The organism is Pedobacter agri PB92 (genome assembly GCF_000258495.1).
Taxonomy (GTDB): domain Bacteria; phylum Bacteroidota; class Bacteroidia; order Sphingobacteriales; family Sphingobacteriaceae; genus Pedobacter; species Pedobacter agri.
In genome coordinates this window covers 1-26,914 of sequence record NZ_AJLG01000002.1, presented here as the reverse complement: position 1 = coordinate 26,914, position 26,914 = coordinate 1, and the positions used below count along the sequence as shown (strand labels likewise).

Here is a 26,914-nt window from a genome sequence, read left to right as displayed (position 1 = left end):
TTAAAGATATTAATTATTAGGATATTGGAAGGAGAACGTTGCTTGTTTTGCGATATTGCGTAGCTGAAGCATCGGGAGCTAAGTCATTTTGAGGTACGAAGCAATCTCTTTTGCATAATAAAATTGCAAATGAGACTGCTTCATCGACTGAAATGCCTCATCACCAAGCTGACATTAGAATACTATAGCTACATCTTTAACCTTTGAGCCTTGATCTTTCGCTTCTCTACCTAAGCCGCCACTTCCCTTAAATCTACGGCCACAACTCTTGAAACGCCTTGTTCTACCATAGTCACACCATAGATGATATCAGTACTGGCGATGGTGCGTTTGTTGTGGGAGACGATGATAAATTGAGATTGATCGGAGAATTTCCGGATAATATTATTGAATTTATCGATGTTAGTATCGTCTAATGGTGCATCAACCTCATCAAAAATACAGAATGGTGCAGGTTTTAGTAAATAAAGCGAAAATAGGAGTGCGGTGGCGGTTAGGGTTTTTTCACCTCCGGATAACTGATTGATGGATAATGGCCTTTTGCCTTTCGGACGGGCAACAATATCGATATCAGCTTCTAGAGGATTATTAACATCAGAGAGAATTAAATCGCAGCTATCTTCCTCGTTGAAAAGCGAACGGAAAACGATTATAAAATGTTCACGTGCCTGTGTGAAGGCTTGCATAAATTTATCTTTTGCAGTATCATCAATCTCTTTTATGGTTTGTAAAAGATCGGTTTTGGCGGCATTCAGGTCTTTTTTCTGGTTTTGGATGAATATGTAACGCTCCTCCATTTCTTTAAAAGCTTCCATCGCCATAGAATTGATCGCTCCAAATTCATCAAGTTGGAGTTTCATTTTTTCAACTTTCTGCCGAATTTCAAACTCGCTTTCCAGTGCCTCAACTTCCGTTTCTGTTTCCAGAAGATCGTTAATATCAATATTGAATTCAACAGCCAGCCGCTCTTTCAATGAGTTCAAATCTATTTTCAGCGTATTCTTTTTATCCTTGATTTCGGTCAGAAGGAAATCTGTTTCCTCCCGGTTTTTGCGGATATTTGTGAGACTATTTTCCAGCTCATTGATAGTTCCCTTTTGCTCAAAGTACTCTTTTTCTACTTCAGCAAGGCCTTTTTCCATATCTTCACGTTGCTGGTACATTTCCAAAAGCGTATCATCACTCAAATCGGTGTGTTGCAAGGTAGCCGTAATTTGCGTTAGTGTTTCCTGCAGTTCCTTATCATTCTGGGCAACCCGCTTAGTCAGCGCTTCCTCTTGTACAAACCGATAATCAAGGTCCTTTTCCAAACCAGATAATTTGTTTTGCTGCTGATGAAAGCGAATATTATCCTGATTATATTGCCCTGCAGATTCGTTTACCTGATCAGCAAGATCCTGATAAAGCAATTGCTGTTCCTGCAAGTCGACATGTTCCTGCTGTTGCTTTCTCTGCAATTCAACTAAAGCCGGTAATTTTTCTGCCAGAGATTGTTCTATCGAAACAATTTTATGTGCAATATCTGTTTTACGATTTTCGCTCGTTGTAATAAATTCCTGGTATTGATCGCGACGTGTTTGAACTGAAATTTGTTCATTGATCAGACGGTTCAGCTCCTGCTGTAGCGTATTGATCTGGCTTACTTTTGATGCTTCTTTTAAATTAAAAATTTGATCCGTTTCAGCTGTAATCTGCTGATTATATTGATTAATCAATGATTCGGACATTTTGATTTCTTTAGCTAAATTTTCTAAATTTTTAGCCCGACCAATTCTTTTTCCTTCGAATAATCCAACAGAACCGCCCGCCAGCGTAAATTTTGTCTGTGCATATTTTCCGTTTTTTGCCAAAATAGTTATGCTTTCTGTTGGCGTTTCTTTGAAGATATTTTCCTGCTCAGCAACGGCGATATAAACATTTTGCAATAACAGGTTACAAAGTTGCTGATACTTTTTATCTACTTCAATAACCGATAATGCAGAAATTAGGCCTTCGTAAGTTGCCAGAGTTGCATTTTTGTCGGGTATGTTTTCTAAAATGAAGAAGTTCGCCCGCCCGCGACTGGAATCCGTTAGCAGGTTAATCGCCTGAACGGCATCAGCATAATGATCCACCACGTAGTGATTCATTACCGGTTCGAGATAATTTTCGATGGCGATTCGGTAATCCTCATCACAAAACAATATATCCGATAGGAGTAAGGCGCTTTTTGAGAATGCACTATTCTTTTTAAGGAAGCGTATAGATTCGGGAAAGCCTTCCAAGCTATCTACAAGTGATTTTGTAAGGTTGTATTCGTTTTGTTTAGCATCCTTTTTACGGTTCTCTGCCGTAAGCTTTTCCTTATTAGCAGCGAGGTTAGTTTCCGATTTAGCGAGGTTTTCTATTAAAGATTCTTCGGCTTCCTTAAGTTGTTTAATGTTCGTTTGCTTTTCCGAAACTTGGATGTCAAGTTCTGCCAAAGCATGATCAAAAGCCTTCAATTCTGATGTTTTGGTTTCCGTATCACCAACATTTCTGCTGGTTTCCTGCACCAATGCATCTTTTTGAATGTTTAAAATATCAATTTCCTTTTGTGATTGATAAACCTGATTTTGCAATTCGTTAACTGACTTTACGAGGTTATCAATTCGATTTTTCTCCGTCTGCTGTTGTTCCCGAAGCGTATCAAGCGAAGACTTTAACAGTTTTAAATCGGATTCTACTTTATTAAAAACTTCTGTTTCGGTTAAAATCTCTTCGTTTAAACGCTTAATGTTATACTTAATATGGTTAAGCTGGTTTTTATCCTTTTCCAATTCGCCCGATAAACGGGTTTCCTTTTCTTGTAAAAAACGCATCTGCTCATTCTTTACCTTTTTCTCACTCTCATAAGCACGAATTTTTGAAACCAATTCATTAGTTGCCTTTTGCTGAACAGAAAGGTTTTTTTCCTGGTTTATGCTTTCCAGTTTAAACTTTTGTAATTCTGCCTCCTGGCTATCAACTTGAGTGCTTAATTCAGTCCTCAAAACCTGCTGATTTTGCTCTTGAGATTCAAGTGCATTTAAATCGGTGCGAAAAAAGGCAATACGATGCGTGGCCAATTGAACACTCAGTTCCCGGTATTGCTCTTTCAGCTTGTAGTATCGCTCTGCTTTTCGGGCTTGGTTTTCAAGTGTTTTTAAGTTTTTTTCAATCTCGAATAGTAAGTCTTCTACACGTTCTAAATCGGTTTCTGTATCTTTTAATTTGCTGAACGTTTGCTTTTTACGCAACTTATATTTCGAAATTCCGGAGGCTTCTTCAAACAATGAACGGCGGCTGTGTTCCTTGTTGGTTATAATTTCATCAACCATTTTCAGCTCAATGATGGAATAACTATCAGAGCCAATTCCAGTATCAAGAAATAGATCTGTTATATCCTTTAAGCGACACTGCACATCATTCAAACGATATTCGCTATCACCATTCCGGTACAACTTTCGGGTTACTGTAACCTGAGAATAGGCCGTAGGAAGAATATTCTTCGTGTTATCAAAACTTAAGGAAACCTCGGCAAGTTGAGCCTGTTTGCGGTTTTTTGTGCCATTGAAAATGATGTTTTCCATCTTTTCAGAACGTAGTGCTTTGGTGCTTTGCTCACCTAAAACCCAGCGCATCGCATCAATAACATTCGATTTACCGCAACCGTTTGGGCCCACAATAGCCGTAACTCCTTCATTAAAATTGATGGTCACTTTGTCGCCAAAGCTTTTAAATCCTTTAATTTCTAACTTAGTGAGTTGCATGGTTTGTGATAGGGCGAACCGAGCTCAATAATAGGTATAAATTTGCTTTTTTTCAAGGCGATATACCGAATTTAACCGTTATGGGGACTTAATTTAACACGGCTTTAAAAGCGATTTGGGATGGAGTGTCCTGGTAAATTTAATAAGAATTACCACGGAAGCACGAAATACACGGAACCTCCTTTAAATAAAAAGAACTTACCAGATTAAATTTAAATTTTGAAAATTGATAGTGGTGGTGATCACCTGAATTTATTTTCGGAATTTTTAAAGATAAAAAAAGCACAAATTTCTTTGTGCTTTCGTGTTTCTACGGTAAAAATCGCCTTTCGTAGCTTCTCAGCACATTAAGCTTATTTTACAATCATCAGCTTGGCAAACTTTAATAATAATTGCTTGTTGCCCAAGCCCTGAAAAAATACGGTTGCCTTAACATCAGGTAAATTACCTTCGAGGCTAATAATCTTTCCGAAACCGAATTTTTCATGCTCAACTTCCATTCCGCCCTGAAACTCGTGTGGTTGTGATGGCGCAAAACCAGGCGTTGGCACATGGGCTTTTGCCAATAATGAAGTCGTTTTCGGGCGAGGTGGTGGGGCAGAAGTTGTACTTGCTGGTTTTGGTTTGCTAAAGAAATCACGGGGCTGCGAAGTCCACGTTTTACGTTCATCATCAAAACTACCTTCAAAAACATTGCTCTTTGCAGGCTTAACATCCAACTCTAAAAACCTTGGATTAATTTCATTAATGAAACGGCTTGGTTCGCAGTTGGTAAGTGTTCCCCAGCGATAGCGGGATGTAGCGTAGGTGATCGTTAATTTTATTTCAGCCCGGGTAATCGCAACATAAAATAGACGACGTTCCTCTTCTAAATCAGATCGTGAATTAACCGACATTTGAGAGGGGAAAAGGTTCTCTTCCAAACCCACAATAAAAACGTTCTTAAACTCCAATCCCTTCGCGGAGTGAATTGTCATTAAAGAAACGGTATCCTTGTTTTTATCACCATCTTTATCATCATTGGTTAAGAGTGCCACATCCTGCATAAAAATATCCAGTCCTTTTTCTTCAATATCCTCACGCTCAGCAAACTCCTTAATACCATTTAATAACTCCTGTATATTTTCATATCTCGCTCGTCCTTCAACGCTATCATCGGTATACAATTCTTTTAAAATACCAGCATGCTGAGCAATAAACAAGGCAGAATCATAGGCATCAAGCTTTTTCGCTTCCGCCTGAAAGCTCTGAACCATCATTGAGAAATCGTTGAGCTGGTTGGCCAAACGGCCATCTACATATTGGTGTGCATTCGAAATCACATCCCACATGGTGATGTTATGCTGATCAGCGGCTACAATAATTTTGTCAATTGATGTATCTCCAATTCCACGTTTTGGATAGTTGATTACTCTTTTAATAGCTTCTTCATCCTTCGGGTTAAAAGTTAAACGGAAATAAGCAATTAAATCTTTAATCTCTTTACGCTGATAAAAAGAGGTGCCACCATAAATTTTGTAAGGAACATTTAATTTGCGCAAACCTTCCTCCATGGCCCTGCTTTGGGCATTGGTACGATATAAAATCGCGAAATCATGGTATTGGTAACCCTTTAAACCCCGTTCCTGGATAATGGATTCGGCAACTAATTTACCTTCTTCGTTATCCGTAAACGCCCGGGAAACCTTAATCCGATCGCCTTCCACATTTTCTGAAAAAACATTTTTCTCCAGTTGGTTTTTATTATTGGCAATGATGCTGCTGGCGGCATCAACAATATTTTGGGTAGAACGGTAATTTTGTTCTAGTTTATATACTTTTAAATCAGGATAATCGCGTTCAAAATTCAGGATGTTTTGAATATTTGCACCACGGAAAGCATAAATACTCTGTGCATCATCACCCACTACGCAAATATTTTGGTAAGCTGCAGCTAGTTTTTTCACAATGGTGTACTGCGAAAAGTTGGTATCCTGGTACTCATCCACCATTAAATACCTGAATTTTTGCTGGTATTTATTTAAAACATCAGGATGTTCTTTAAGCAGAATGTTGGTTTTGAAAAGTAAATCATCAAAATCCATGGCACCAGCCCTAAAACATCGTTTAGCATATTGCTCATATATCTGCCCCATTAACGGACGTTTATTTTGAATATCTTCAGCCTGTATCTGGTCGTTCGATTGATATTCGCCCCACGATATCAGGTTATTTTTTGCAGAAGAAATACGGCCGTAAACAAAATTTGGTGCGTATAATTTATCATCAAGCTGCATTTCTTTCAAAATAGCACGAATTACACTTTTACTATCATCGGTATCGTATATGGTAAAGTTGTTCGGATAACCAATTTTTTCAGCTTCAACACGCAAAATTTTCGCAAAAACAGAGTGGAAAGTACCCATCCAGATATTTTTAGCCTCAGCACCAACCACCTTCGAAATACGCTCCCGCATATCTTTACTGGCCTTATTTGTAAAGGTTAAAACCAGGATGTTAAAAGGGTCGGTTCCGGTTTGGATCAGATGTGCTACTCGAAAAGTAATTACACGTGTTTTGCCCGAACCAGCACCCGCAACAATCATTACCGGTCCTTTTGTATTCTCTACTGCTGCTCTCTGTTGTGGGTTTAATCCTTCTAAGTAATCCAAATCGGTTCCTGTTTTTTTTGAGGTTCAAAAATAACAATTCTCAAGTCTTTTGCGAAAAGTGTTAGTAATTACTTTAATACGGATTGCGATCCTGGTTAAAATATTTCAGTGTGCTTGATCGTCTGCTATAAATGTCGTCAAGCTAGCCTGAAATTCAGGATCGCAACTTTCATATAAAACAATAATGCTATTACACCCGAAATAAATCTAGGGTGACGGCCATTTAAACATTTTTGGTGGCCAAAACTTATCGTTATGCCAAAATTACATATTGCTTTTTTAGGAATGGATTTTGATATACCGCTGCTATGGATGATAATAATATTAACAATAATATAGAGTTTACTGATATCCCAGAAGGATCAAGTACTGATATTTATGCTAATCTGAAAGAGAAATTAGAAAGCGTAGAAAAGTTTCCTGGTATTTACAACTTTAAGTTCATAATAACAGGCGGCCTAGATAAGATTGAAGAATTGCGCAAAGTTTTGCCTGATGATGAATTTATCGAGCAGCCCTCTAAAACCGGCAAGTATGTTTCTATTACAGTTAAAAAGCAAATGCAAAATGCTGACGAGGTAATTGCCATTTACAAACAAACGGCAAATATCAAAGGCATTATGACACTCTAAGTTTTTTCCGCAGATCTCGCAGATCGTTACAGAACCTTTTCAAGGTCTGCGGGAAACAACATAAAGGTCGGCTACATCCAATTTTCATTACCACTCTCTACCTGGTAAAGCCAATAATTTACAAGACGTTTGATTTCGGTATAATTTCCATATTTAAAACGAATTTTACCTGCTGCGGTGTGCAAACATAAATGGCCAACATCTACACCCTTGTGCCATGGATACTGCGAAGCCGTAATGGCCTGTATTTTATGAGGCATTATAATTTCATTTGAAATATCCCAAATGCCACTTGTTTTAATGATGGATTCCTGGTTTACAGCAATTCGATGTCTGCGGTAACTCACGTAAATCATGAATGCTCCTATAATGAAGTAGGCGAATCCAAATCCAATTAAGGGCTTTATTTCAGGTACGTTAAATGCTACCACTGAAAATATTGCCAGGGGCAAGATCAGTTTAAAAAAGATCGGCAGGTTCAGGAAGCGCCAGTCTGGGATAAAGGTTTTGCCTTTAACCGGAACCTGGCCTAATATCATATGCAGCAATTCATCACGCTCTATTTTATTGCAGCCAACAATTTCAAGGGTGTTTCCCTGCATTTCCTTTCCATTTTTACTCATCCCGAAATTAGCCTGCTTTAAACTGATGTTAAGCATATTCAATTTCTTTTGAAAATAATTCTGGCTGTGTTTGGTAATCTGCACCTTATCCGGACTGATCATCGTATTCTTTTTTGCAACTAAACCTGATGACAGGATGAGAGAATGTTTGTGTTGCCCGATTTCAAGATCGAAATATTTATAAAAAGTTCTCACCAGGTTGATAATCAGCAAGGCTACCAGAAGCACTACAACTATAATGGCCACAGAAAACAACGTGGCTAAGCCCATCACAGTATTTTCTACATACCCATCGTCAACTTCTAAAAGATCCATTATATGACTTGCCTCCTGAATAAGATATATGAAAAACAGGAACATCAGTGTTAAGCTTTGTCCGTGGTTAGACGTTAGGCCAACTTTTAACAGGGTAAGTGCACTAATTTTTAAAACAGGTGTTGCCGTTTCAGGCCTATGAACAGGTTCAGATGTTTCATTTATCACATTTGTTTTTCTATCTAACAGATGTTCTTTTAGGTTATATGCTGAGGCTTCATCTATTGCATAAATAACTACTTCTTCTCCACTGGCGCCAGCAGTATCGATCTTTAAACCATAAACACCGAAAATTTTTTGCAAAACATTTTGGTTGATGTTAACCTGCTGAATCTTTTCAAGATGTATAATTACCTGATCACGGTTTAGAATACCTTTATTCACCACAAACTCCTGATTTTGCTTGTTAAGAAAAAAAGTGAAATTACGGTACCATAAGTAGGAGATGATCACAGCGATTATTAACAGGGCTAAAAGACCTAGAAAAAGGTAGTGTTTGTTTTCTGTCGTTCTGAAAAAAGCAATGATGATGGGGATGATAAGCGCCTTAATTACCCGGAATGACCCATGTGCCACAATTACGATAATGCCCGTAGCAGATTGACGCTGTGGTTTACTAAAATCGTTATTCACCGGCATTTGTTTCAGTTTCCACAGATTCAGTTGAATCAAGTTTATTAAGAATCAAGTCTCTGATGCTTTTCGCCTCATCAATCGGTATTCCACCAATCCGCAAATGGCCGCTCACTCCACCTGCAGTAAATATTTGTAGTGAGCCTAATTTAAACATACGGGATAAAACACCTTCATTTAACTCAATATGCTGAATCCTGTTTAGCGGTACAATGGTCGTCGATTCGGCAATAATCCCATCTTTATAAATTACATCCTGGGTTCTGATTGCGTAGCCACGTTTCCTGAAACTCGCCCAAAAAACCACGAAGAAACAAATCAGCAGCATGATATAAGCCGAAACAACGGCGATAAGATAGGGCTTAATCTCATCATTAAAAACTAACAAAAAGGCAGCAATAATTCCGAGGAGTAAAAAACAAATGATCAGATTAATGCAAATGACTTTCCAGTAACTGACGTGAGGTTTTTTCAAAACGATTTCCTGATACTTCGGAAGTGAATCAATGTCAATTGCATCATTGGTAAAGTTTTCGGTAAGCATGGCTTAAATATTAAAACTAATAAATCCTTATTCAGACGGATGGTTATGCCTTTTGTTACCTCGCTACAATAAACTTTTTCGCCGCATTATATTGGCCTGAATCAGACGTTAGTTTTAAAAAGTATATTCCAGGAACAAAGGTTGAGGTATTGATCTCTAAAGTATGTTTGCCAACATTCAGGTATTCATTGATCACCGTTTTAACCAGCCTTCCCATCATATCGTAAACCTGTATGGTTAGCTTATCGGTTTGTGGCAATACAACATCCAAATAGGTTTGGGTTCCGGCAGGATTTGGGTAATTTTGCGACACCACAAACATCAGGAATCTATCAAAAATAGCCTTGTTAATGGAGTCGAAGATTACATAACTAATCAATCGGTATCCTCTGGCATTCGGGTGAAATGCATCCTGGTATAAACTAAAATCCCTCCTCATGGCTGCGTTAACATCCGCGAGGTAAATTTTATATTCTGTAACTAACCTGCGGTAGATGACGTTTAATGATCTGATCACATTATTTACCGCAACTAATGGCGGATTGTTGCGGTCATCAACATTTTGAAGCGTACAAACAATCGGAACCAGGTTTTGCTTTAAGCTGGTAGAAATCAGTGAACGCATATTGGCTTCTGTTTCGGCAATACTGCCCCGGTTATTTGCAATTGCCAGTGCGTCATTAATCCCCATTGATATGACAATAAAGCCAGTTCTGTCTTTAATGGCATTATCAATTCTAAGCAAACCCTGAAAGGTAGTTTGCCCGCCAATTCCATGGTTGGTGATATCTACAACCTTATTTACATAACAATTTGAAAAATTATTTTTAAGCATGGTTTGGAAACCTACACCACCTACGCCCTCTACAGTACTGGCACCAAAGGTGACAATATTTATACTGTCTTTAGCGTAAAATTGGGCAGCTTCCGGGCAACTTACTCTGGGTGGAGTAGTGGTTTGAGAAAAAACAGAAATACCAAAAGAAAAAAGCAACACCAAAAGGAGATAAAGTCGCGTGTTGATTTTCATTACAATTGATTCATTCGGATGTTAGTTAAGGATATTTCTTGAATGGTGCAATTTAATAAAAAATGGTTTAAATTATATTTCATTAAGTTGAATTTTATTTAAAAACAACAATTATTTAACAAATGTGGTTTGCGTAAAATTCGTAAGCTTTTATCATAATAAAATGATAAGATATACAACTGAAAATATTTTCAATTGATTTATTCCCTCATGCCTTTTGTGCTAAAATCATATATTTGCCCAAATTCATTTTGTTATGCAAGAGATTAAAAATTATGTAGAAACGCACAAAGAACGCTTTTTAGCAGAGTTGTTTGAATTATTGCGTTTTCCTTCAGTGAGTGCTGATCCAAAATATAAAGGCGATGTTTTAAAAACGGCAGATTATGTTGCACAAAAACTGAAAGATGCCGGAGCAGACCAGGTAGAGATTTGCCCTACAGCAGGATATCCTATTGTTTACGGAGAGAAAATTATAGATAGCGCTTTGCCTACCGTTTTAATTTATGGCCATTATGATGTGCAACCGGCAGATCCATTAGAACTCTGGCACACCCCACCATTCGAACCAACCGTTCGTGATGGTAAGATTTATGCCCGTGGTGCCTGCGATGATAAAGGTCAGTTTTACATGCATGTTAAAGCATTTGAATTGATGATGCAAACCAACACTTTGGCTTGCAATGTGAAGTTTATGATTGAAGGTGAAGAGGAGGTAGGTTCTGCAAACCTGGGTATTTTTGTGAAAGAAAATGCTGAGCGTTTAAAAGCCGATGTGGTGTTGATTTCAGATACATCGATGATTAGCATGGAGCATCCATCTATCGAAACCGGCTTACGTGGTTTGGCTTACATGGAAGTTGAAGTTGTTGGTCCAAACCGCGATTTACACTCAGGCGTATACGGCGGAGCGGTAGCCAATCCAGCAACTATTCTTTGCAAAATGATCGCTTCTTTACATGATGAAAATAATCACATCACCATCCCTGCGTTTTACGATAAAGTTGTCGAACTCAGCGATGAGGAAAAGAAAGCTCTAAACGCTGCGCCTTATGATGAAGCCGAATACAAGCAGGATTTAGCTATTGATGAAGTGTGGGGTGAAAAAGGGTATTCTACATTAGAGCGTACAGGAACCCGCCCAACTTTAGAAGTAAACGGAATTTGGAGTGGCTATATTGGCGAGGGTGCAAAAACCGTACTGCCGAGCAAGGCCAATGCGAAAATTTCGATGCGTCTGGTTCCAAATCAGAGTTCAGAAGAAATTTCAGAAATTTTCGCCAAACATTTTGAAAGCATTGCACCTAAAAATGTAAAGGTTAAAGTAACGCCACACCATGGTGGAGAGCCGGTAGTTACACCTACTGATAGCATTGCTTATAAAGCTGCTGAAAAAGCCATCGAAGATAGTTTCGGCAAAAAAGCCATTCCAACACGTGGTGGCGGCAGTATTCCAATTGTTGCTTTATTTGAAGATGTTTTGGGCATTAAATCTGTTCTTTTTGGTTTCGGTTTAGATAGTGATGCCTTGCATTCGCCAAATGAGAAATATGATATTTACAATTATTACAAAGGGATAGAAACTTTGCCTTTGTTTCATAAATATTTCGCTGAATTGAGCAAATAAAATAACTTCAATTATTTATTTAAATCCCTGTTAGGTTCATCCAGACAGGGATTTTTTTGCATTAAACTTCTAGAGTTTAATGGAGCTAGTGCATGGATAACTTCGAAAGTTTGATAGAATTATTCTTTTTTGAAAACCAACGTGCAGTTTTTTATAGCATCTACGGTCCCGCCATTCGCTGCAATCTTTTTGTAATCCTTTACTGCCATTAATACCGTCATTGCGAGGAGGAACGACATGGCAATCTATTTTGTCAGGATAACAAAAAGTATTTTCGCTGTTGTCGGGTTTATGATTTAGGGATGGTTTTTCAAATCAGAAGATAATGAACCACCCCTAACCCCTCCTTGAAAATAAGGAGGAGAGTTGTGCTATTCATTAACTTAATTCTCCGCTTATTGAATGTTTGCAGGCAATAAATGTTTACCCAAGAGTTGCTAAAAGCGTATTCTTTTTCCCACCTAATTTAGAGGGGCAATGGGTGGTTATCAACGTTTAAATATTGGGCGTTCTGCAAAACCATTCCCAAGCATTACAAGCCCTGCCACCTAAACCCGACCTGAATGGAAAATCCTTTACTGATTTTAATCGGTAAAGATTTGAAATGGGGGCGGGGCTGAATAGAGCCATGAGCACAGCAATTGCTTTTCTAAAAAAGAAAAATCGTTTTTGGCTATTTTTTTTTAAATTGTGCACATGAAATACCTATTCTCATCTCTTTTACTTCTGGCAGGATCTATTTCTTTTGCTCAAAGTACTAAATCGATTAAGCAATCTGGAAATCCAATATTTCAAGGTTGGTACGCAGACCCTGAAGCTGCTATTTTTAACAATAAGTATTGGGTGTATCCAACCTACTCAGCGAAATATAGGGAACAGGTTTTCCTTGATGCTTTTTCATCTGATGATTTGGTGAAATGGAAAAAACACCCTCGTGTTTTGGATACAGCTGCAGTAAAGTGGGCTAATAAAGCGATGTGGGCACCAGCAATTGTACAGAAGGATAAAAAATACTATCTGTTTTTTGGTGCAAACGATATTCAAAGTGATAATGAGGTTGGTGGAATTGGTGTAGCTGTAGCCGATAAACCTGAAGGACCTTACAAAGATCATCTGGGAAAACCATTGGTAGATAAATTTCATAATGGTGCACAACCTATTGATCAGTTTGTATTTAAAGATAAAGACGGACAGTATTATTTGATTTACGGGGGCTGGAAACACTGTAATATTGCGAAATTAAATGCAGATTTTACTGGTTTTGTGCCTTTTGAGGATGGAACTACATTTAAAGAAATTACACCAGAAAATTATGTAGAAGGACCTTACATGTTTATTAAAGATGGTAAATACTACTTTATGTGGAGCGAAGGCGGCTGGACTGGTCCGGATTATTCTGTAGCTTATGCCATTGCCGATTCACCTTTCGGACCTTTTAAAAGAGTTGACAAAATTTTGAAGCAAGATCCTGAAGTAGCGAGAGGAGCAGGGCATCATTCTCTATTAATCAATGAGAAAAAAGGTACTTACCACATTGTTTATCACCGCCGTCCGTTAACGGAAACGGATGGAAATCATCGTGTTACCTGCATTGATGAAATGAAATTTGATGCTGATGGAAAAATCCTTCCGGTGAAAATTACAAATGAGGGCGTTAAAGCTCAAAAGGTTAAATAAATTTCTAAAGTCAGTTTTTAGCCTGTTTAAAAACTGACTTTATTTGCTTTCTGCTACCTTTCCCTCAAGATTTCTATCTAACAAACTGAAGCCGTAAGCACAAATTAAAAGGATGCAGGCCAATCCGAACCAAAGCCAGTTGTAACCTAAGTGCTTTGCGACAAAAAATCCTGCCATTGGACCAACCACCTGGGCGCAACTCCAGCTTAGCGTATATCCTGCAGCATATAAACCTCTGTTATGCTCGTTACTCCTGCTAATCACAACTGTATTGATAAAGGGAAGCACGAACATTTCTCCAATGGTAAAAGTGACGATGGTAAGTATCGCCGTGAAGACGTGAAAAATAATCGGGGCACTAAGCAACAAGTAAGAAACTGCAAAGAAAACGGAACCTATAATAATAAAAAACATCGGCGACCTTTTCTTTTCAATTTTATTGATCATAATCATTTCGAACAGGGCAATTATAGCTCCATTTATGCCAATGATGATTCCGATCGCAAACTCATCAATATGCCATTGCTCCTTAAAAAATACCGGGACAACCCTAAACATCAGGAAAGCACAAGTAATAAAAAGTGTGGTTAACAGTATAAAGCGAACATAAAAAGCATCTTGCCAGGGTTTCAAAATAACCATGTTGCTGCGGTTTTCTTTTGCTTTCTTTATAAAATCTTTAACCTGAGGGAGTAAAAATAAAATGGCTACGCCTACTAAAATGCTTACGCCGCCTTCTACAATAAATAAGAGTTTGTAATTTATCGAAGCAATTATTCCTGCCATGCTTATTCCGGCCGACCAGCCAATATTTACGGCAAGGCGATTTAATGAATAAGATCGCGTTATTGTGCCTTCTTTTGCATAATGTGCCACTGCGGTAAAATTGGCCGGGCGAAATGCTTCGGAGAAAAAGCTGATTACAACTGCCAAAACACAGAGTGTGGAAAAATGCGTTATGGTAGAAAATAATATGAATAATAAACCGCCAATAATTGAAGAAAGTATTTGAACGGGCCTGAAACCAATAATATCAGTAAGCTTTCCGCCGGTAGCCGAACCCAAAATGGAGCCAACGCCAAACAAAGTAATAATTAAACCTGCGTCAATTTCACTTCGATGCAAACTCTGTGTAACATACAAACCCATAAACGGAACGGCCATACTACCGCATCTATTAAACATCATCACAATGCTTAGCAGCCAGGTTTCTTTACTTAGGCCACTAAAGGATGATTTGTATGTATTTAAAATGAGCTTGAACATAGTGAATTTTCGTGTGCAAAAGTAGTAAAATGGGTTGTGATAAGTGATGAGCGAGAGATTAATATTACGGGAAATTCCTTTACTCATTTCTCAAAATTTGCTGTAATGTAATTAATGAGTTAATTTCATTCTAACTAAATTGAAACCTCATGAAAAACAACTCCAACTCCAGGCGTGATGCCATTCAGCAATTAGGTTTACTTTCAGCAGGAATGTTTATGCTTTCTTTAAACTCTTGTACTGATGATAAAATAGCAAATGATAATCTTAAAGAAACTAAGGCACCTTTGCCATTTCTAATTCCTGCTCAAAAACCTTTGGAAACGGGACCAATGGGAAATAATATGAGAACATTGATAAGGAGTACTCAAACGAATAACCAGTTCTCTTGTGTAGAAGCTGTTTTAGCGCCAAAAAAAATTGCAGGAAGTCCCCACAAACACGATAAGCTTGATGAACTAATGTATGTTTTGGAAGGAACAGCATCTATCTTAATGGGCGATGAAGTGGTAGAAGTTAAAGCAGGATGTTGGCATTTGAGACCGAGAGGTATAGTTCATGTGGTTTGGAACTCGGGAAGCGAAAATCTACGGCTTATTGATATGTATTTTAATCAGAATTTTGAAGATTATCTCGAAGAAGTTTACTTCAAAATCATTCCAGAGGTTATTCAAAATAAATTATCATTCGAAGATCCAATAATAGCTAAACGCATGGCTGAACTCGACAAGAAATTTGGCTTAACCTATTATCCTGAAAAACAACAGGCGCTGATAGACAAATATGGCCTGAGTTAACTTTCAATTCAACTTCAATAAACATTGAAGAAAACTAGATTACTACTTTTTCATTTCATCGCATTTTTTCTCAACTTTGCAGCAGCCATATGCCTCCAGAGAAAAGAATAACCACTACCAGAAAACCTTCAAACCGAAAGCCCGTCAATCGAAAAAAGAAATCCAAGTCATTTCCAACACAGTGGAAAGTGGCTATAGCGGGTTTGCTTTTGATATTATTATCTCCTTTTTACTATGGATATGTGGTTAGTGCCTTTGTTTCAACCTGGCGTTGGATAACCGACATAGGCGAGGACCCGAGTTACAGAACTTATAAAAGTTTTGATATTAAAATACCAAAAAATTACTCCATTCATGGAATAGATGTTTCTTATTATCAGGGGAAAATTGATTGGGCAAAAGTAAAGGCGATGGAAGAGGATGAAGTGAAGGTAAGTTTTGCTTTTATAAAAGCCACAGAAGGTGTTCTATTAGTCGACCCTTATTTTCAAAGAAACTGGCGTGAAGCGCCAAAAGTGGGTATTGTTTGCGGTGCGTATCATTTTTTCCGACCGAAGCGTGACGGTAAAACACAGGCTAAATTTTTTCTACAAGTTGTGAAAATTGAAAAAGGAGATTTGCCTCCGGTTGTGGATATTGAAACTTTAGATGGCGTTTCTCCACTGAAAATGCGGGCAGAACTTTCTGATTTTCTTAACTATGTGGAAATGAAAACGAAAGTCAGGCCGATTATTTACACTGGGTTGAAGTTTTACGAAGATTATTTGATTGAAAAATTTGATGAATATCCGCTATGGGTGGCGCACTATTATCAGCCCAAGCTTAGATTAGATAACAGTCGGTGGAAATTCTGGCAACATTCTGATAAGGCTAAAATAAATGGTATTGGCCATGTGGTTGATTTTAATGCTTTTAGCGGAGATAGTACAGCGTTATCGGAGATGTTGGTTAGGTGAGTTAATTAATTCTTAGTCCGTCATTGCGAGGTATGAAGCAATCTTTTTTTTTAAGCTGATTAGCATTAGTTTTGCCTTACGCCAACCTTTTTTCTCGGTTCGCCGTTGCCGAAGGCGCTTAACCGTAATTCCCCATTTAGGGGGCTAGGGGGTTATACCACCCAGCTTTCACACTTCTCTAAGAAAAACTCATCGGCTTCTGCGCCAATTCCAGGTGTTTCCGGAACATCTAAAAAGTACCCATTGTAGGTTAAGCCACCAACAGCGGGGTCAACCAAGTGTCCGAGCAAAGCGGTATCTAAATCAAAAAATACAACATTCGGACTCGCCAAAGCAAAGTGAAGATTTGCACTTAAGGCAATGCGACTTTCCAACATACTGCCAATCATACATTTTACTCCCGTTTGCAAAGCTTCTTCGTGGATTTTCTGCGCACCGAGAATACCTCCGGATTTTGAAAACTTAATGTTTAAATAGGTGGTAGATTGGCTATTTATAAGTTTTCTTGCATCGTGATAGTTGTAGCAACTTTCATCGGCCATCAACTTTACAGGAGAGTTTATGTTGAGTTCTGGTAGTTTGTCATCATACCAGGTTCTCATGGGTTGTTCACAAAATTCGATATTATATTGTTCAAGGTCACCTAAGGCAAATAAAGCTTCATCAAAAGTCCAGCCCTGATTGGCATCCAGGCGAATGGTAATTTCATCGCCAACAGCTTCCCGAATTTTTTTAACCCTTTCTATGTCGTCATTAACTTTTTTACCAAGTTTAATTTTTAAAATGGTGCATCCTTTTTCCTTGTATTGAACGGCAGTTTTTGCCATACCCTCGGGTGTATCTATGCCAATCGTCATATCCGTTTCTATTGTACGTTTGGTTCCACCTAAAAACTTATACAAAGGCAAATCTGCATTTTTGGCTGCAATATCGAATAATGCCATATCAAATGCACTTTTGATGGTGCTGTTGTGGTCGGCATAACCTAACAAATCGTTCATTCGTTCAGGTATTTCCAATGGATTTTTACCTTTTAATATCGCGGCAAAATCCTTAGCCATTGCAATACAGGTTTCTTGTGTTTCGCCAACAATCATCGGGAAAGCAGAGCATTCTCCAATACCATGAATTCCACCATCCGTGTAAATTCTAATCAAAACATTTTGCGCAAAGTGCATGGTTCCGGTTGCAATTACAAATGGCTCCATCGGGATGCTAAAACGATATATTTCGGTGTGTGTAATTTTCATGTCTATTATTGGTTGGTAGGAAGTTTAAAGTAAATACTAGGTATCGCTTTTTTAAAAATAGATTTTCAACTAAAGTATAAAAACAAAAACTAAAACAAAACAGCTTTGTAGATAATTGATAGCTTTACCAATTCATTTTTATACCTTAATTGCCATGTCGAACGTACATTCTGAGCCTAATAGTTTAATCAACGCTTCATCACCATATTTACTGCAACATGCTTATAACCCTGTTCAATGGTATGAGTGGGGCGTTGAAGCTTTGGAAAAGGCAAAAGCTGAAAACAAGTTGATTTTAGTGAGCATTGGTTATTCGGCATGCCATTGGTGTCATGTTATGGAACGCGAAAGTTTTGAAAATTTTGAGGTGGCCGAAGTGATGAACAAACATTTCGTTTGCATTAAGGTAGATCGGGAGGAGCGCCCGGATATTGACCAGATTTACATGTATGCTATCCAATTGATGACAGGTAGTGGCGGCTGGCCCTTGAATTGTATTTGCCTGCCCGATCAACGCCCAATTTATGGTGGAACTTATTTCAGAAAAAATGACTGGGTTAATATCCTGGAAAATGTGGCTGCGCTATGGTCAAATGAACCCGAAAAAGCCATTCAGTATGCAGAGCGATTAACTTCAGGCATCCGCGATAGCGAAAAAATAATTCCATCGGTTACAAAAGAAGATTATACTGATGAACATTTAACTGAAATTATTGAACCATGGAAACGCCATTTCGATATATCATTCGGAGGATACAATCGTGCCCCAAAATTCCCTCTACCAAACAACTGGGTTTTCCTGTTGCGTTATGGCTACTTAAAAGATGATGAATCGGTTTTTACAGCGGTTTGCCACACATTAGAGGAGATGAGTAGAGGTGGAATTTACGATCAGATTGGCGGCGGTTTTGCCCGTTATTCCGTTGATGATAAATGGCATGTGCCGCATTTTGAAAAGATGCTTTATGATAATGCTCAACTGATCAGTTTATATGCTGAGGCTTATCAATGCACAAAATTTAACTCCTTTAAACAAACCGCGGTTGAAAGTATAAATTGGGTTTTTAACGAAATGACATCTCCCGAGGGTTTATTCTATTCGGCTTTAGATGCAGATAGTGAAGGCATTGAAGGTAAATTTTATGTTTGGGATAAAACGGAGTTTTATGATCTGCTTGGTGATGATGCGCAATTATTAGGAGAATATTTCAACATCACCGAAGAAGGTAATTGGGAAGAAGAACAGACCAATATTTTGAGAAAAATACTGAGCGATGATGATATTTTATCAAAACATAACATTGATGCTGAAACGCTTTACACAAAAGTTGAATCGGCAAAGGCAAAATTACTAAATATCAGAAACCAACGGATTCGACCTGGTTTAGATGATAAGTGCTTGACCGCATGGAATGGGATGATGATTAAAGCACTTGCAGATGCGGCAACCGTTTTAAGCCATGATTTATATTATCAAAAAGCAGCGGCGGCAGCCCGGTTTATCTTAGTCAATTTAAAAACAGCAAGTGGCGGCTTGTATCGAAATTGTAAAAATGGAAAAGCTTCTATCACAGCTTTTTTGGACGATTATGCTTTTTTAATAGAGGCTTTGATTGCACTTTACGAATATGACTTTGATGAAAACTGGTTGAATGAGGCAAAATCTTTTACCGATTATGTGCTTGAAAACTTTAGTGATTCTGAGTCACCAATGTTTTTTTATACTTCAGCAACCGGCGAAAGCCTGATTGCCCGTAAACATGAAGTCATGGATAATGTGATTCCAGCTTCAAATTCGACAATGGCACAAAATTTAACGAAATTAGGTTTGCTATTCGATTTGGAAGGTTACAACAATAAAGCCGCAGAAATGCTTGCTGCCGTGCAGCCGAAAATTAAAACCTACGGATCAGCCTATTCAAATTGGGCAATACAACTGCTCAATGAAGTTAATGGGATAAACGAAATTGCACTTACTGGCGTGGAAACAGATGCCATTAAGCTGGAGTTAAGTAACTATTATATTCCCAACAAAATTACATTAGGTGGAACAAAAAGTAACCTGCCGCTGTTAAAAGGTAAGCAAAGCAATGAAACAAAAGTTTATATTTGCCGAAATAAAGTATGCCAGTTACCGGTTAACACTGTTGAGGAAGCATTAGCATATTTACATTAAAAAAGATTAAATGAATATTTCACCAAACTCAGTAGTCGCAGTAACTTATGAATTGCACACTACGAACGAAGAAGGACAACAAGTTTTTGTTGAGAAAGCTGATGAGCAAAATCCTTTAGTATTTTTATATGGCGTTGGCATGATGTTGCCTAAATTTGAGGAGCATTTAGCAGGTTTAACAACTGGAGCTGATTACAGCTTTGAATTATCTGCTGCTGATGGTTATGGAGAAATTGATCCAGGGGCTTTCGCTGATCTTCCAAAATCGATGTTTACAGAAGCTGGCGGTGAAGTTCCATCTGTTGGTGATGTAATTCCTTTACAAGATAATAATGGAAACCAATTCAGAGCTGGTGTAACTGCTGTTCATGATGAAACAGTTGCAGTTGATTTAAACCACCCTATGGCAGGTAAAAATTTATTGTTCGCGGGAAAAATTTTAAACGTTCGCGAAGCTACGCAAGATGAGTTGGCTCATGGCCATGCTCACGGCGCTGATGGCCACTCAGGTCACTAAGATTAAACATAAAAAGTGGCTTGCATCCCTATTAAGCTTTTGATCTCACTAGTTTTAAATATTAATTTGATTCAGTATGAAAAAGTTATTATTTGCACCGCTTGTATTTTTGTTATTTGTTAAACTTGGATATTGCCAGTCGGTTGATATGGCTACCCTTAGGGAAAAAGTTCGGCACAATAAAAATTATATTATTTATACCAATACTATAGATGAAACGGTAAAGGCTTCTTTGAATAAGGAGTTTTCGTTAAACGAAGTTGGCGCTAAGGTTGATAAAAGTAAGGTTGGTAAATTGCAGACCCTGCAGGAATTTAAAGATTTTTACAGAAAAGCAGGAGTGAAAGGTGGCGATCGTTTGGCTGCTTTACAATACAAAATATCTTACAGCTTAAAAGCACTAATAAGGGATATTCCTGAATTAAAGAAAATTCCGAAAGCGCAGTTTAATGAATTGCTAAAGCCACCTCGACGTGTAGTTAAAACCAGGTAACAACTTTAGTGATCGTCAAAATCTGAAATTCTTGAATTGTCAAAACCAAAAATCCCGATTCATCGGGATTTTTGGTTCTATAATAATTTTGATGTAGATAAGAGCACCGGAGGATTATCCATTGTGTTGGTGGTGCTCAGTTTTAACACACCTTTCACTGTAATGGGCTGATAAGTAAATTTAATTGGTTCGGCCATTTCCACTAAAACCATAATCGGGATCCCATTTTTACCGCAATAGAAACATTGATTAATGGGTAAGGTTGAAAGCATAAACTTCGTTTGCTTCATGCCATCTTTAATCGGAACAATATATCCTGAAAGCTCAAAAGGTTTGTTCTCGAATTTTTTAATGCCCGGTGAGTAAACAGCATATTTTTCTGTCGGCTTTACAGTTTTAAAAGTGATACCGCCAATTACATCCCAGTTTGGAGAATCCATTTGATCGCTGGGATCATGCTGTGCCTGTGCGTTGAGGCCAATAAAAATTAAAAATATAAATGCCAGTGCTTTCATTATTCCTTTTCTCATGTCAGCACAAATATAAGAAAGATGTAAGTGGGCAAGTGTAATTCATTTATAACAAAACCAATAAAAATTGCGAGTGTAATACGGTATGAATTAGGTTATCTATGATGTTTCCCTAAATTTCGGCATCAACATCTTTCTGGCCAGCTTTAATCGCTATAAACTTTTAAAAGTCAATTTTCAGCCTCAAACCGCCATTGGTAAGATTAAGGTTGTCATTAGAAAAAGTCTTCATCGGCAGTCGCAAAAATGGTTCAATAGCGAAATCGGTTTTCTTCGATATTTTTTGCTTGTATCCTAGTGAAAAATTGTAGAAGCCAATATATTTATCAGTTACACTTGAAGACTGGGCCTGAGGTTCAGAAACCCGTTCGGTAACGATAAGCATCCGCTGTTCAGCTACGCCGGATGTGTTGGCCACGGTAACATTTTTTCCACTGCTCACCAGGTAATTATTGTCTTGTCTGTTGTTTAAAATGGCCAGTGCCGACACCCCAACGCCTGTATAAACTTTTTTGCTAATGTTGTATTTTAATTCCAATGGGATGTTTATTCCGCGAACACTGGCATTAACTGATTCCAGGCTTCTGGCATTAGTCGCTGAATAGGTTGCCAGTGCGGCCGAGCTAGGTACAGCACTCGCCATTGCATCATTACTTTTTGCATTTTGTGTCGATGGATTGCTCGTTGAACTCAACGATGAATAGGCAATACCTGAACTGATGGAAAGTTTTTCGGCCAATTTGTAGGAAAGCGAAAAACCATAATTCATATTCACTTTGTTGTCATTTCCCATTGCAGGTGCAACATAAACTCCCGGTTCCCATTTGGCATTTGCCTGGGTTTTACCAGTATTTTTCAATTCATTTATTTTGCTGTCTTGCGCCAGCAAATCTTCAAAAGTTGGCTTTTTGAAAGGTTCTTCTTTTTTAGGTTCGGCTTTAATTTCAAATTTTCTATCGCCATAAGAAGCAAGTGGTATTTTAGTTAAAGCATTATCTAATACGTTGTAGTTTTCAATTGCAACAACCGGATCATTTGTATTAGCAAGTACGGTAATCGCCTGATCTATCTTCTGCCTATCTGGGCTTACCGATGCATCTTGAACCTGGCTATTTTTAGTAAAGGGCGTATTCAACGGTCCAACCATTTCAACCTGATCATTCTTAACCACCGGTTTTTTCTCTTGTCCTACTGGTTTTTCTTTAGTCGTTTTTTTATTTGTGATAACTAAATCCTGTTTACGATTTTGATTATTTAATATCAAAAATGTGCCACCAAAAATTAAAATCAACGCAGCAGCTACCCATAAAGGCCAAAAAATGAAACCTTTTGGTTTGTTCTCCTTTTCAGAAAAACGCTCCCATGCACCCGGCGAGTAAGATTCCTCGTGGTGTTGAAGCTGTGCGGCAATATGGTCTATTAATTCTTTATCCATTTTTTTTATAGGAACCAACCATTGTATTCAGGTAAAGTGTACGTAATTTATTTTTAGAGCGTGTTAAATATACACGGCTTGAGCTTTCGGGGATATTCAACATTTTTGAGATCTCCTCATGGGCGAAACCTTCAATTTCATATAAGTTAAATACCAGTCTTTGCGTATCTGGCAAATGATTAAGTAAATTCAAAATATCGTTTACATGCAATTCAGATGCGATAGATACTTCGGTAACAGGGTGCTCATCTTCGCCAAGGTCATCAACATAATACTGCGCTTTTGCGGTTCTGATTTTATCAATCGCAGTACGCGATGCAATTTGCGCAATCCAACCTTTAAATGATCGTTGTAACTCTTCTGGGTTTTTAGGCGATTTGAAGGTGCCCACGTGTTTAAATATTTTTATGAAGCTATCATTTACAAGCTCCTCACTATCTGAAGCATTTCTGGTGTACCTCAAAATAATGCCCATTAAATAGCCATAAAATGATTTATACATCATTTCTTTACAGCTATTGTCGTTTTTTACACAGCCTTTTAAAATTTCCTCAAAACTGAGTATTTTTTTTATCACTCCTGTAAAGGACTATTTAAAGTTTGATTAGTTTTTATCTGATATTTTAACCCTTATGCGAAATTAATGAAATAACACCATTCCCGCTTTAGAATGGTGTTATAAATGCATAGGTAGATCTTATTTGTTTGTCATCACAGCTAATCCAAATTTTGTACTATCTGTTTTGCTGCTCAGTCCTTTGGCCCAAATGGTGTATATTTTTCCCTTTTCAATTTTTATTGCCGGTAAAGTTGCTTTAACGGTTGCCGATCCCGCTTCTTTAACCTGGAAAGTATAACTTTCTGATGGATTGATGGACGCAAACGGGGTAAATTCTTTAAACGCTTTTGCGGTAAATAGAGCAGTGGCGTTTCCTTCAACAGCTAAATCTAAGGCGGTAGAACCCGGACTTAAGTTAATGAAACGTACTTTAGCCTTATCTGCATCTGGTGCTTTCAAATCATCTTCAACCAATAAAATTTTAGTTGATTTAAGTGTATCCACTACAAAAGCAGAGTAAAAAACACCTTGTTTCAAAGTTCCTGTGCCGCTGGTTAAGTATCTTAACGAATCTTTTTTGGCAACGCCGATCACTCTATTTCCTGGGTATGCTGCATAGTAGCCGCGATCGTTGGTGTAGGTAAAACTGCCGATTTTTTGATTATCTAATACAAAATCAAGCGCAGCGGTGCCCGGCGAAGCGTGAACGAAGCCAATGCCTGCAGCTTCAATAGGATCATTATTCCAGTCTTTTTTACAGGCAGAAAAAATCGTTGTTATAGCGAGAAGAGAGAGTGCAATTTTTGTTGTTAAGCTAAAGTTTTTCAAATGAGTTTTCATGTTTTAAATCAATTTTAGAATCAAAATTGGTTAATGGCCATTAACACTTTTTCTTCTAAAACGATTAACGTGGTGAAAACGCTACAATGAATTAAAATTTTTTAATTAACGGTCAATGTAGATTCATAAACATATCTGCTGGCTACTGACTTACCGTTCAGATAGGCAGGGGAGAAATCAAAATCTTCTTCTTTAAGTTTACTCAAATCCATTGTTGTTGTTTTTTTTAAAACAGGTAGAAGAATTTCTGTGTCATATTTGATCAACTTTCCGTTAACGTCTAAGTGAAATATTAAATAAACTTTGTGAATGCCGGGATAGGCATTAGATTCCTTCGGAATTTTAAAATTTTGAATTAAAAAGAATAAGCCATAATAATTACCTCCAATTTTCATGGGTGGAACAACCTTGTCGCCAGCTTTCAAAGAATCGATTTCAAAAAATATAAGTGAATCAGGCGCATTATATTCAACTTTTTTTGTGGTGTAATTATAAATTTGATCTAATGAATCTTTACTGCGATAAAAATTCCACCTACCAACACGATTATTGTTTTCATACATTCCAGTTGCAACCACCTTATGTCCTTTCATTACCTTCGCCACTCCATTTTTAATTTGTTTATTTGTTTTTAGAGTTGTAGAATGCTCAATGAAGCCACCTCTAATAAATCTGTAATGCATATGTGTCGAATCACTCTTTTGAGCGAATGCAGTAAAACCAATAAACAGTAGCAGAAAAGTACAGCGTGTTTTCATATAATTTAACTAATTTTTATGGGTGATTTTGATTATTTCAATTAACTAAGTCTATGATTTGCCTTAACTAACAGTTAGTTTAGCTTTGATAACTATTTTACTTTTAACAGGTTTGCCATTTACATAGGCTGGTATAAATCTGAATTCATCATTTAGGAATCTTTTGATATTGAGTTCGGTTAAATTGGTACTATAACTTTTTGATGAAAGCTTTTCCTCAACTTTTTCAAGATCGCCTCGTTCATTAATCGTGAAAATGTAAAACTGATCGTAACCTGCTGAATTGTATGGTATTCCATAATGATGTGATTCCTGAAATATCGCCTTAAATGCCATTCTAAAGCCGCCAATTTTTACAGGTTTTATCACACGATCGCCTTCTTTCAAGCTATCAATTACATAAGATATTGAATTTATTGGCTGGTTGTAATCTGCTTTTTTTAAATCATAGTTAAAAATTTGTTCTACACTATCCTTCTGTTTAAAGAAACGCCACCGCCCAACCCGCTTATCATTTTTATACAAACCATAAGCTAATATTACTTGGTCGTCAAATATTTGAGTTAACCCATTTCTAATGCCGGGTTTGGAGATTAATTCAGTAAAATTTTCCTTAAAACCAAAGGCATTCCTTTTCGAGCGTACTTTTGTCGAGTCGCTTTCCTGAGCGACCGCCAAGAAACTAATAAAAAAATAAGAGGAGTGTAGAGAGCGTTTTCATCATATTTGATCAGGCTATAAAGAAAAAAGGTTTTGATGTAAAATCAAAACCCTTTTCAAAATATATTTAATAAATGCCTTAGGCGTACATTTCTTCGCGAAGTTTTGCCACATCAGGACTATTGATGTACTCATCGTAAGTCATTAATTTATCAATAGTGCCTTTCGGCGTAATTTCAATAATTCTGTTGGCTACAGTTTCAGTCAACTGGTGATCTCGTGAGGTAAATAAAATGGCACCCTTAAAATCTTTCATACCATTGTTCAAAGCTTCAATAGATTCCAAATCCAGGTGGTTGGTTGGTTCATCAAACATCAAAAGGTTTGCTTGCTGCAACATCATTCTCGAAAACATACAACGCATTTTCTCACCACCTGAAAGCACTTTTACGTTTTTTAGAACTTCTTCGCCCGAGAATAACATACGGCCTAAAAAGCTACGCACAAATTGCTCATCGGCATCCGTTCCAGAATATTCACGTAACCAATCTACCAGGTTTTCATCCTTGCCAGCAAAATATTCAGAGTTATCATTCGGAATATCAGCTGTGCTAATGGTAACGCCCCATTTAAATTCACCTTTATCGGCAGGCACTCTACCTGTTAACACATCGTAAAATGCTGCGGTCGCCAAACTATTCTGAGATAAAATTGCGATTTTATCGCCCTTGTTTACCATAAAAGTAACCTTGTCGAATAAAATGCCATCGTTTCCCGATTTTCCTAATGCATCAACCTGTAAAATCTGATCGCCCGCCTCACGACCTGTATTGTTAAAAATAATGGCTGGGTATTTTCGGCTCGATGCTTTAATTTCCGTAATATCGATTTTATCTAAAGCTTTTTTACGTGAAGTTGCCTGCTTTGATTTTGATGCATTTGCACTAAACCTGCGGATAAATTCCTGCAACTCTTTCACTTTATCTTCCATCTTTTTGTTCTGGTCACTACGTTGTTTTAGCGCCAGCTGACTCGATTCGTACCAGAACGTATAGTTACCAGTGTAGATGCTCATTTTTGCGAAATCGATATCAACAATGTGCGTACAAACTGCATCTAAAAAGTGCCTGTCGTGAGAAACCACCAATACAATGTTCTGGTAATCAGCCAAGAAA

Annotated in this window: 22 protein-coding genes; 8 read left to right on the top strand and 14 right to left on the bottom strand. The window is 37.7% G+C overall.

From position 1 onward, the window contains the following. Positions 1-230: 230 nt before the first annotated feature. On the bottom strand, positions 231-3,770 hold the full coding sequence (smc, locus tag ON09_RS00645) for a chromosome segregation protein SMC (protein ID WP_010599132.1): 3,540 nt from the start codon (positions 3,768-3,770) through the stop codon (positions 231-233). Positions 3,771-4,123: 353 nt separating this feature from the next. Beyond that, positions 4,124-6,421 (bottom strand): ATP-dependent helicase, encoded by a 2,298-nt coding sequence (locus ON09_RS00640; protein ID WP_010599131.1) that lies wholly within the window; start codon positions 6,419-6,421, stop codon positions 4,124-4,126. 308 nt (positions 6,422-6,729) lie between these two features. Between ON09_RS00640 and ON09_RS00635 the strand changes: the two genes are divergently transcribed. Then, a complete protein-coding gene (locus ON09_RS00635; protein ID WP_010599130.1) occupies positions 6,730-7,053 on the top strand; it encodes a DUF493 family protein in 324 nt (107 codons plus the stop codon). Between the two features lie 71 nt (positions 7,054-7,124). On the opposite strand, the gene ON09_RS00630 is transcribed toward ON09_RS00635, so the two are convergent. From ON09_RS00630 to ON09_RS23965, 3 genes are read right to left on the bottom strand one after another with little or no spacing between them, the layout of a single operon-like run. After that, the gene (locus ON09_RS00630) at positions 7,125-8,624 is read right to left on the bottom strand and encodes a PH domain-containing protein (protein ID WP_162097928.1); all 1,500 of its coding nucleotides are present in this window, start codon (positions 8,622-8,624) and stop codon (positions 7,125-7,127) included. Then, positions 8,617-9,168: a PH domain-containing protein gene (locus ON09_RS00625; protein ID WP_010599128.1), complete on the bottom strand. Its 552-nt coding sequence runs from the start codon at positions 9,166-9,168 to the stop codon at positions 8,617-8,619. The genes ON09_RS00630 and ON09_RS00625 overlap by 8 nt, the downstream gene beginning before the upstream one ends. Positions 9,169-9,223: 55 nt before the next feature. Further along, a complete protein-coding gene (locus ON09_RS23965; protein WP_010599127.1) occupies positions 9,224-10,198 on the bottom strand; it encodes an SGNH/GDSL hydrolase family protein in 975 nt (324 codons plus the stop codon). 256 nt (positions 10,199-10,454) lie between these two features. Between ON09_RS23965 and ON09_RS00615 the strand changes: the two genes are divergently transcribed. Both ON09_RS00615 and ON09_RS00610 read left to right on the top strand, forming a co-directional pair. Beyond that, positions 10,455-11,825 carry a dipeptidase gene (locus ON09_RS00615; protein ID WP_010599126.1) on the top strand — a complete coding sequence of 457 codons (1,371 nt, stop codon included), beginning with the start codon at positions 10,455-10,457 and terminating at the stop codon, positions 11,823-11,825. Between the two features lie 696 nt (positions 11,826-12,521). Next, positions 12,522-13,502: a glycoside hydrolase family 43 protein gene (locus tag ON09_RS00610; protein WP_010599125.1), complete on the top strand. Its 981-nt coding sequence runs from the start codon at positions 12,522-12,524 to the stop codon at positions 13,500-13,502. A gap of 39 nt (positions 13,503-13,541) precedes the next feature. Here ON09_RS00610 and ON09_RS00605 read toward each other — a convergent pair whose 3' ends face one another. Next, complete coding sequence (locus tag ON09_RS00605) at positions 13,542-14,855, bottom strand: MFS transporter (RefSeq protein WP_238533575.1); 1,314 nt, start codon at positions 14,853-14,855, stop codon at positions 13,542-13,544. A gap of 62 nt (positions 14,856-14,917) precedes the next feature. Between ON09_RS00605 and ON09_RS00600 the strand changes: the two genes are divergently transcribed. Together ON09_RS00600 and ON09_RS00595 are read left to right on the top strand one after the other, a co-directional pair. Next, positions 14,918-15,565, top strand: coding sequence for a cupin domain-containing protein (locus ON09_RS00600; protein WP_010599123.1), 648 nt, complete (start codon positions 14,918-14,920; stop codon positions 15,563-15,565). Between the two features lie 89 nt (positions 15,566-15,654). Beyond that, positions 15,655-16,521, top strand: a complete 867-nt coding sequence (locus ON09_RS00595) for a glycoside hydrolase family 25 protein (RefSeq protein WP_010599122.1) — start codon at positions 15,655-15,657, stop codon at positions 16,519-16,521. 152 nt (positions 16,522-16,673) lie between these two features. Here ON09_RS00595 and ON09_RS00590 read toward each other — a convergent pair whose 3' ends face one another. Next, positions 16,674-17,771 (bottom strand): mandelate racemase/muconate lactonizing enzyme family protein, encoded by a 1,098-nt coding sequence (locus ON09_RS00590; protein ID WP_010599121.1) that lies wholly within the window; start codon positions 17,769-17,771, stop codon positions 16,674-16,676. Positions 17,772-17,925: 154 nt separating this feature from the next. Between ON09_RS00590 and ON09_RS00585 the strand changes: the two genes are divergently transcribed. The 3 genes from ON09_RS00585 (at position 17,926) to ON09_RS00575 (ending at position 20,957) form a co-directional block, all read left to right on the top strand. After that, positions 17,926-19,947 carry a thioredoxin domain-containing protein gene (locus tag ON09_RS00585; protein ID WP_051010142.1) on the top strand — a complete coding sequence of 674 codons (2,022 nt, stop codon included), beginning with the start codon at positions 17,926-17,928 and terminating at the stop codon, positions 19,945-19,947. A gap of 10 nt (positions 19,948-19,957) precedes the next feature. Next, entirely contained in the window at positions 19,958-20,464 is a 507-nt protein-coding gene (locus ON09_RS00580; RefSeq protein ID WP_010599119.1) for an FKBP-type peptidyl-prolyl cis-trans isomerase, read from the top strand. A gap of 76 nt (positions 20,465-20,540) precedes the next feature. Next, positions 20,541-20,957: a hypothetical protein gene (locus ON09_RS00575; RefSeq protein ID WP_010599118.1), complete on the top strand. Its 417-nt coding sequence runs from the start codon at positions 20,541-20,543 to the stop codon at positions 20,955-20,957. 77 nt (positions 20,958-21,034) lie between these two features. On the opposite strand, the gene ON09_RS00570 is transcribed toward ON09_RS00575, so the two are convergent. From ON09_RS00570 to ON09_RS00540, 7 genes are all read right to left on the bottom strand, one after another. Beyond that, on the bottom strand, positions 21,035-21,487 hold the full coding sequence (locus ON09_RS00570; protein WP_238533574.1) for a DUF3299 domain-containing protein: 453 nt from the start codon (positions 21,485-21,487) through the stop codon (positions 21,035-21,037). 163 nt (positions 21,488-21,650) lie between these two features. Beyond that, positions 21,651-22,922 carry a hypothetical protein gene (locus ON09_RS00565; protein ID WP_010599116.1) on the bottom strand — a complete coding sequence of 424 codons (1,272 nt, stop codon included), beginning with the start codon at positions 22,920-22,922 and terminating at the stop codon, positions 21,651-21,653. Continuing rightward, positions 22,915-23,499 carry an RNA polymerase sigma factor gene (locus ON09_RS00560; RefSeq protein WP_010599115.1) on the bottom strand — a complete coding sequence of 195 codons (585 nt, stop codon included), beginning with the start codon at positions 23,497-23,499 and terminating at the stop codon, positions 22,915-22,917. Before ON09_RS00560 ends, ON09_RS00565 begins: the two co-directional genes overlap by 8 nt. A gap of 120 nt (positions 23,500-23,619) precedes the next feature. After that, positions 23,620-24,321, bottom strand: a complete 702-nt coding sequence (locus tag ON09_RS00555) for a DUF4397 domain-containing protein (RefSeq protein ID WP_010599114.1) — start codon at positions 24,319-24,321, stop codon at positions 23,620-23,622. A gap of 101 nt (positions 24,322-24,422) precedes the next feature. Then, positions 24,423-25,079 (bottom strand): hypothetical protein, encoded by a 657-nt coding sequence (locus tag ON09_RS00550; RefSeq protein WP_010599113.1) that lies wholly within the window; start codon positions 25,077-25,079, stop codon positions 24,423-24,425. A 63-nt stretch (positions 25,080-25,142) separates the two neighbouring features. After that, entirely contained in the window at positions 25,143-25,757 is a 615-nt protein-coding gene (locus tag ON09_RS00545) for a hypothetical protein (protein WP_010599112.1), read from the bottom strand. A gap of 121 nt (positions 25,758-25,878) precedes the next feature. Continuing rightward, the coding region (locus ON09_RS00540) for an ABC-F family ATP-binding cassette domain-containing protein (RefSeq protein WP_010599111.1) at positions 25,879-26,914 on the bottom strand (1,036 nt) is incomplete at its 5' end.

Bases quoted from the DNA above. Each gene is read 5' to 3' on its own strand.
- ON09_RS00590 (WP_010599121.1), bottom strand. From the start codon at position 17,771: ATGAAAATTACACACACCGAAATATATCGTTTTAGCATCCCGATGGAG.
- ON09_RS00585 (WP_051010142.1), top strand. From the start codon at position 17,926: ATGTCGAACGTACATTCTGAGCCTAATAGTTTAATCAACGCTTCATCA.
- ON09_RS00605 (WP_238533575.1), bottom strand. From the start codon at position 14,855: ATGAGTAAAGGAATTTCCCGTAATATTAATCTCTCGCTCATCACTTAT.
- ON09_RS00595 (WP_010599122.1), top strand. From the start codon at position 15,655: ATGCCTCCAGAGAAAAGAATAACCACTACCAGAAAACCTTCAAACCGA.
- ON09_RS00615 (WP_010599126.1), top strand. From the start codon at position 10,455: ATGCAAGAGATTAAAAATTATGTAGAAACGCACAAAGAACGCTTTTTA.
- ON09_RS00565 (WP_010599116.1), bottom strand. From the start codon at position 22,922: ATGGATAAAGAATTAATAGACCATATTGCCGCACAGCTTCAACACCAC.
- ON09_RS00550 (WP_010599113.1), bottom strand. From the start codon at position 25,079: ATGAAAACACGCTGTACTTTTCTGCTACTGTTTATTGGTTTTACTGCA.
- ON09_RS00575 (WP_010599118.1), top strand. From the start codon at position 20,541: ATGAAAAAGTTATTATTTGCACCGCTTGTATTTTTGTTATTTGTTAAA.
- ON09_RS00555 (WP_010599114.1), bottom strand. From the start codon at position 24,321: ATGAAAACTCATTTGAAAAACTTTAGCTTAACAACAAAAATTGCACTC.
- smc (WP_010599132.1), bottom strand. From the start codon at position 3,770: ATGCAACTCACTAAGTTAGAAATTAAAGGATTTAAAAGCTTTGGCGAC.
- ON09_RS00570 (WP_238533574.1), bottom strand. From the start codon at position 21,487: ATGAGAAAAGGAATAATGAAAGCACTGGCATTTATATTTTTAATTTTT.
- ON09_RS00580 (WP_010599119.1), top strand. From the start codon at position 19,958: ATGAATATTTCACCAAACTCAGTAGTCGCAGTAACTTATGAATTGCAC.
- ON09_RS00610 (WP_010599125.1), top strand. From the start codon at position 12,522: ATGAAATACCTATTCTCATCTCTTTTACTTCTGGCAGGATCTATTTCT.
- ON09_RS23965 (WP_010599127.1), bottom strand. From the start codon at position 10,198: ATGAAAATCAACACGCGACTTTATCTCCTTTTGGTGTTGCTTTTTTCT.
- ON09_RS00600 (WP_010599123.1), top strand. From the start codon at position 14,918: ATGAAAAACAACTCCAACTCCAGGCGTGATGCCATTCAGCAATTAGGT.
- ON09_RS00625 (WP_010599128.1), bottom strand. From the start codon at position 9,168: ATGCTTACCGAAAACTTTACCAATGATGCAATTGACATTGATTCACTT.
- ON09_RS00635 (WP_010599130.1), top strand. From the start codon at position 6,730: ATGGATGATAATAATATTAACAATAATATAGAGTTTACTGATATCCCA.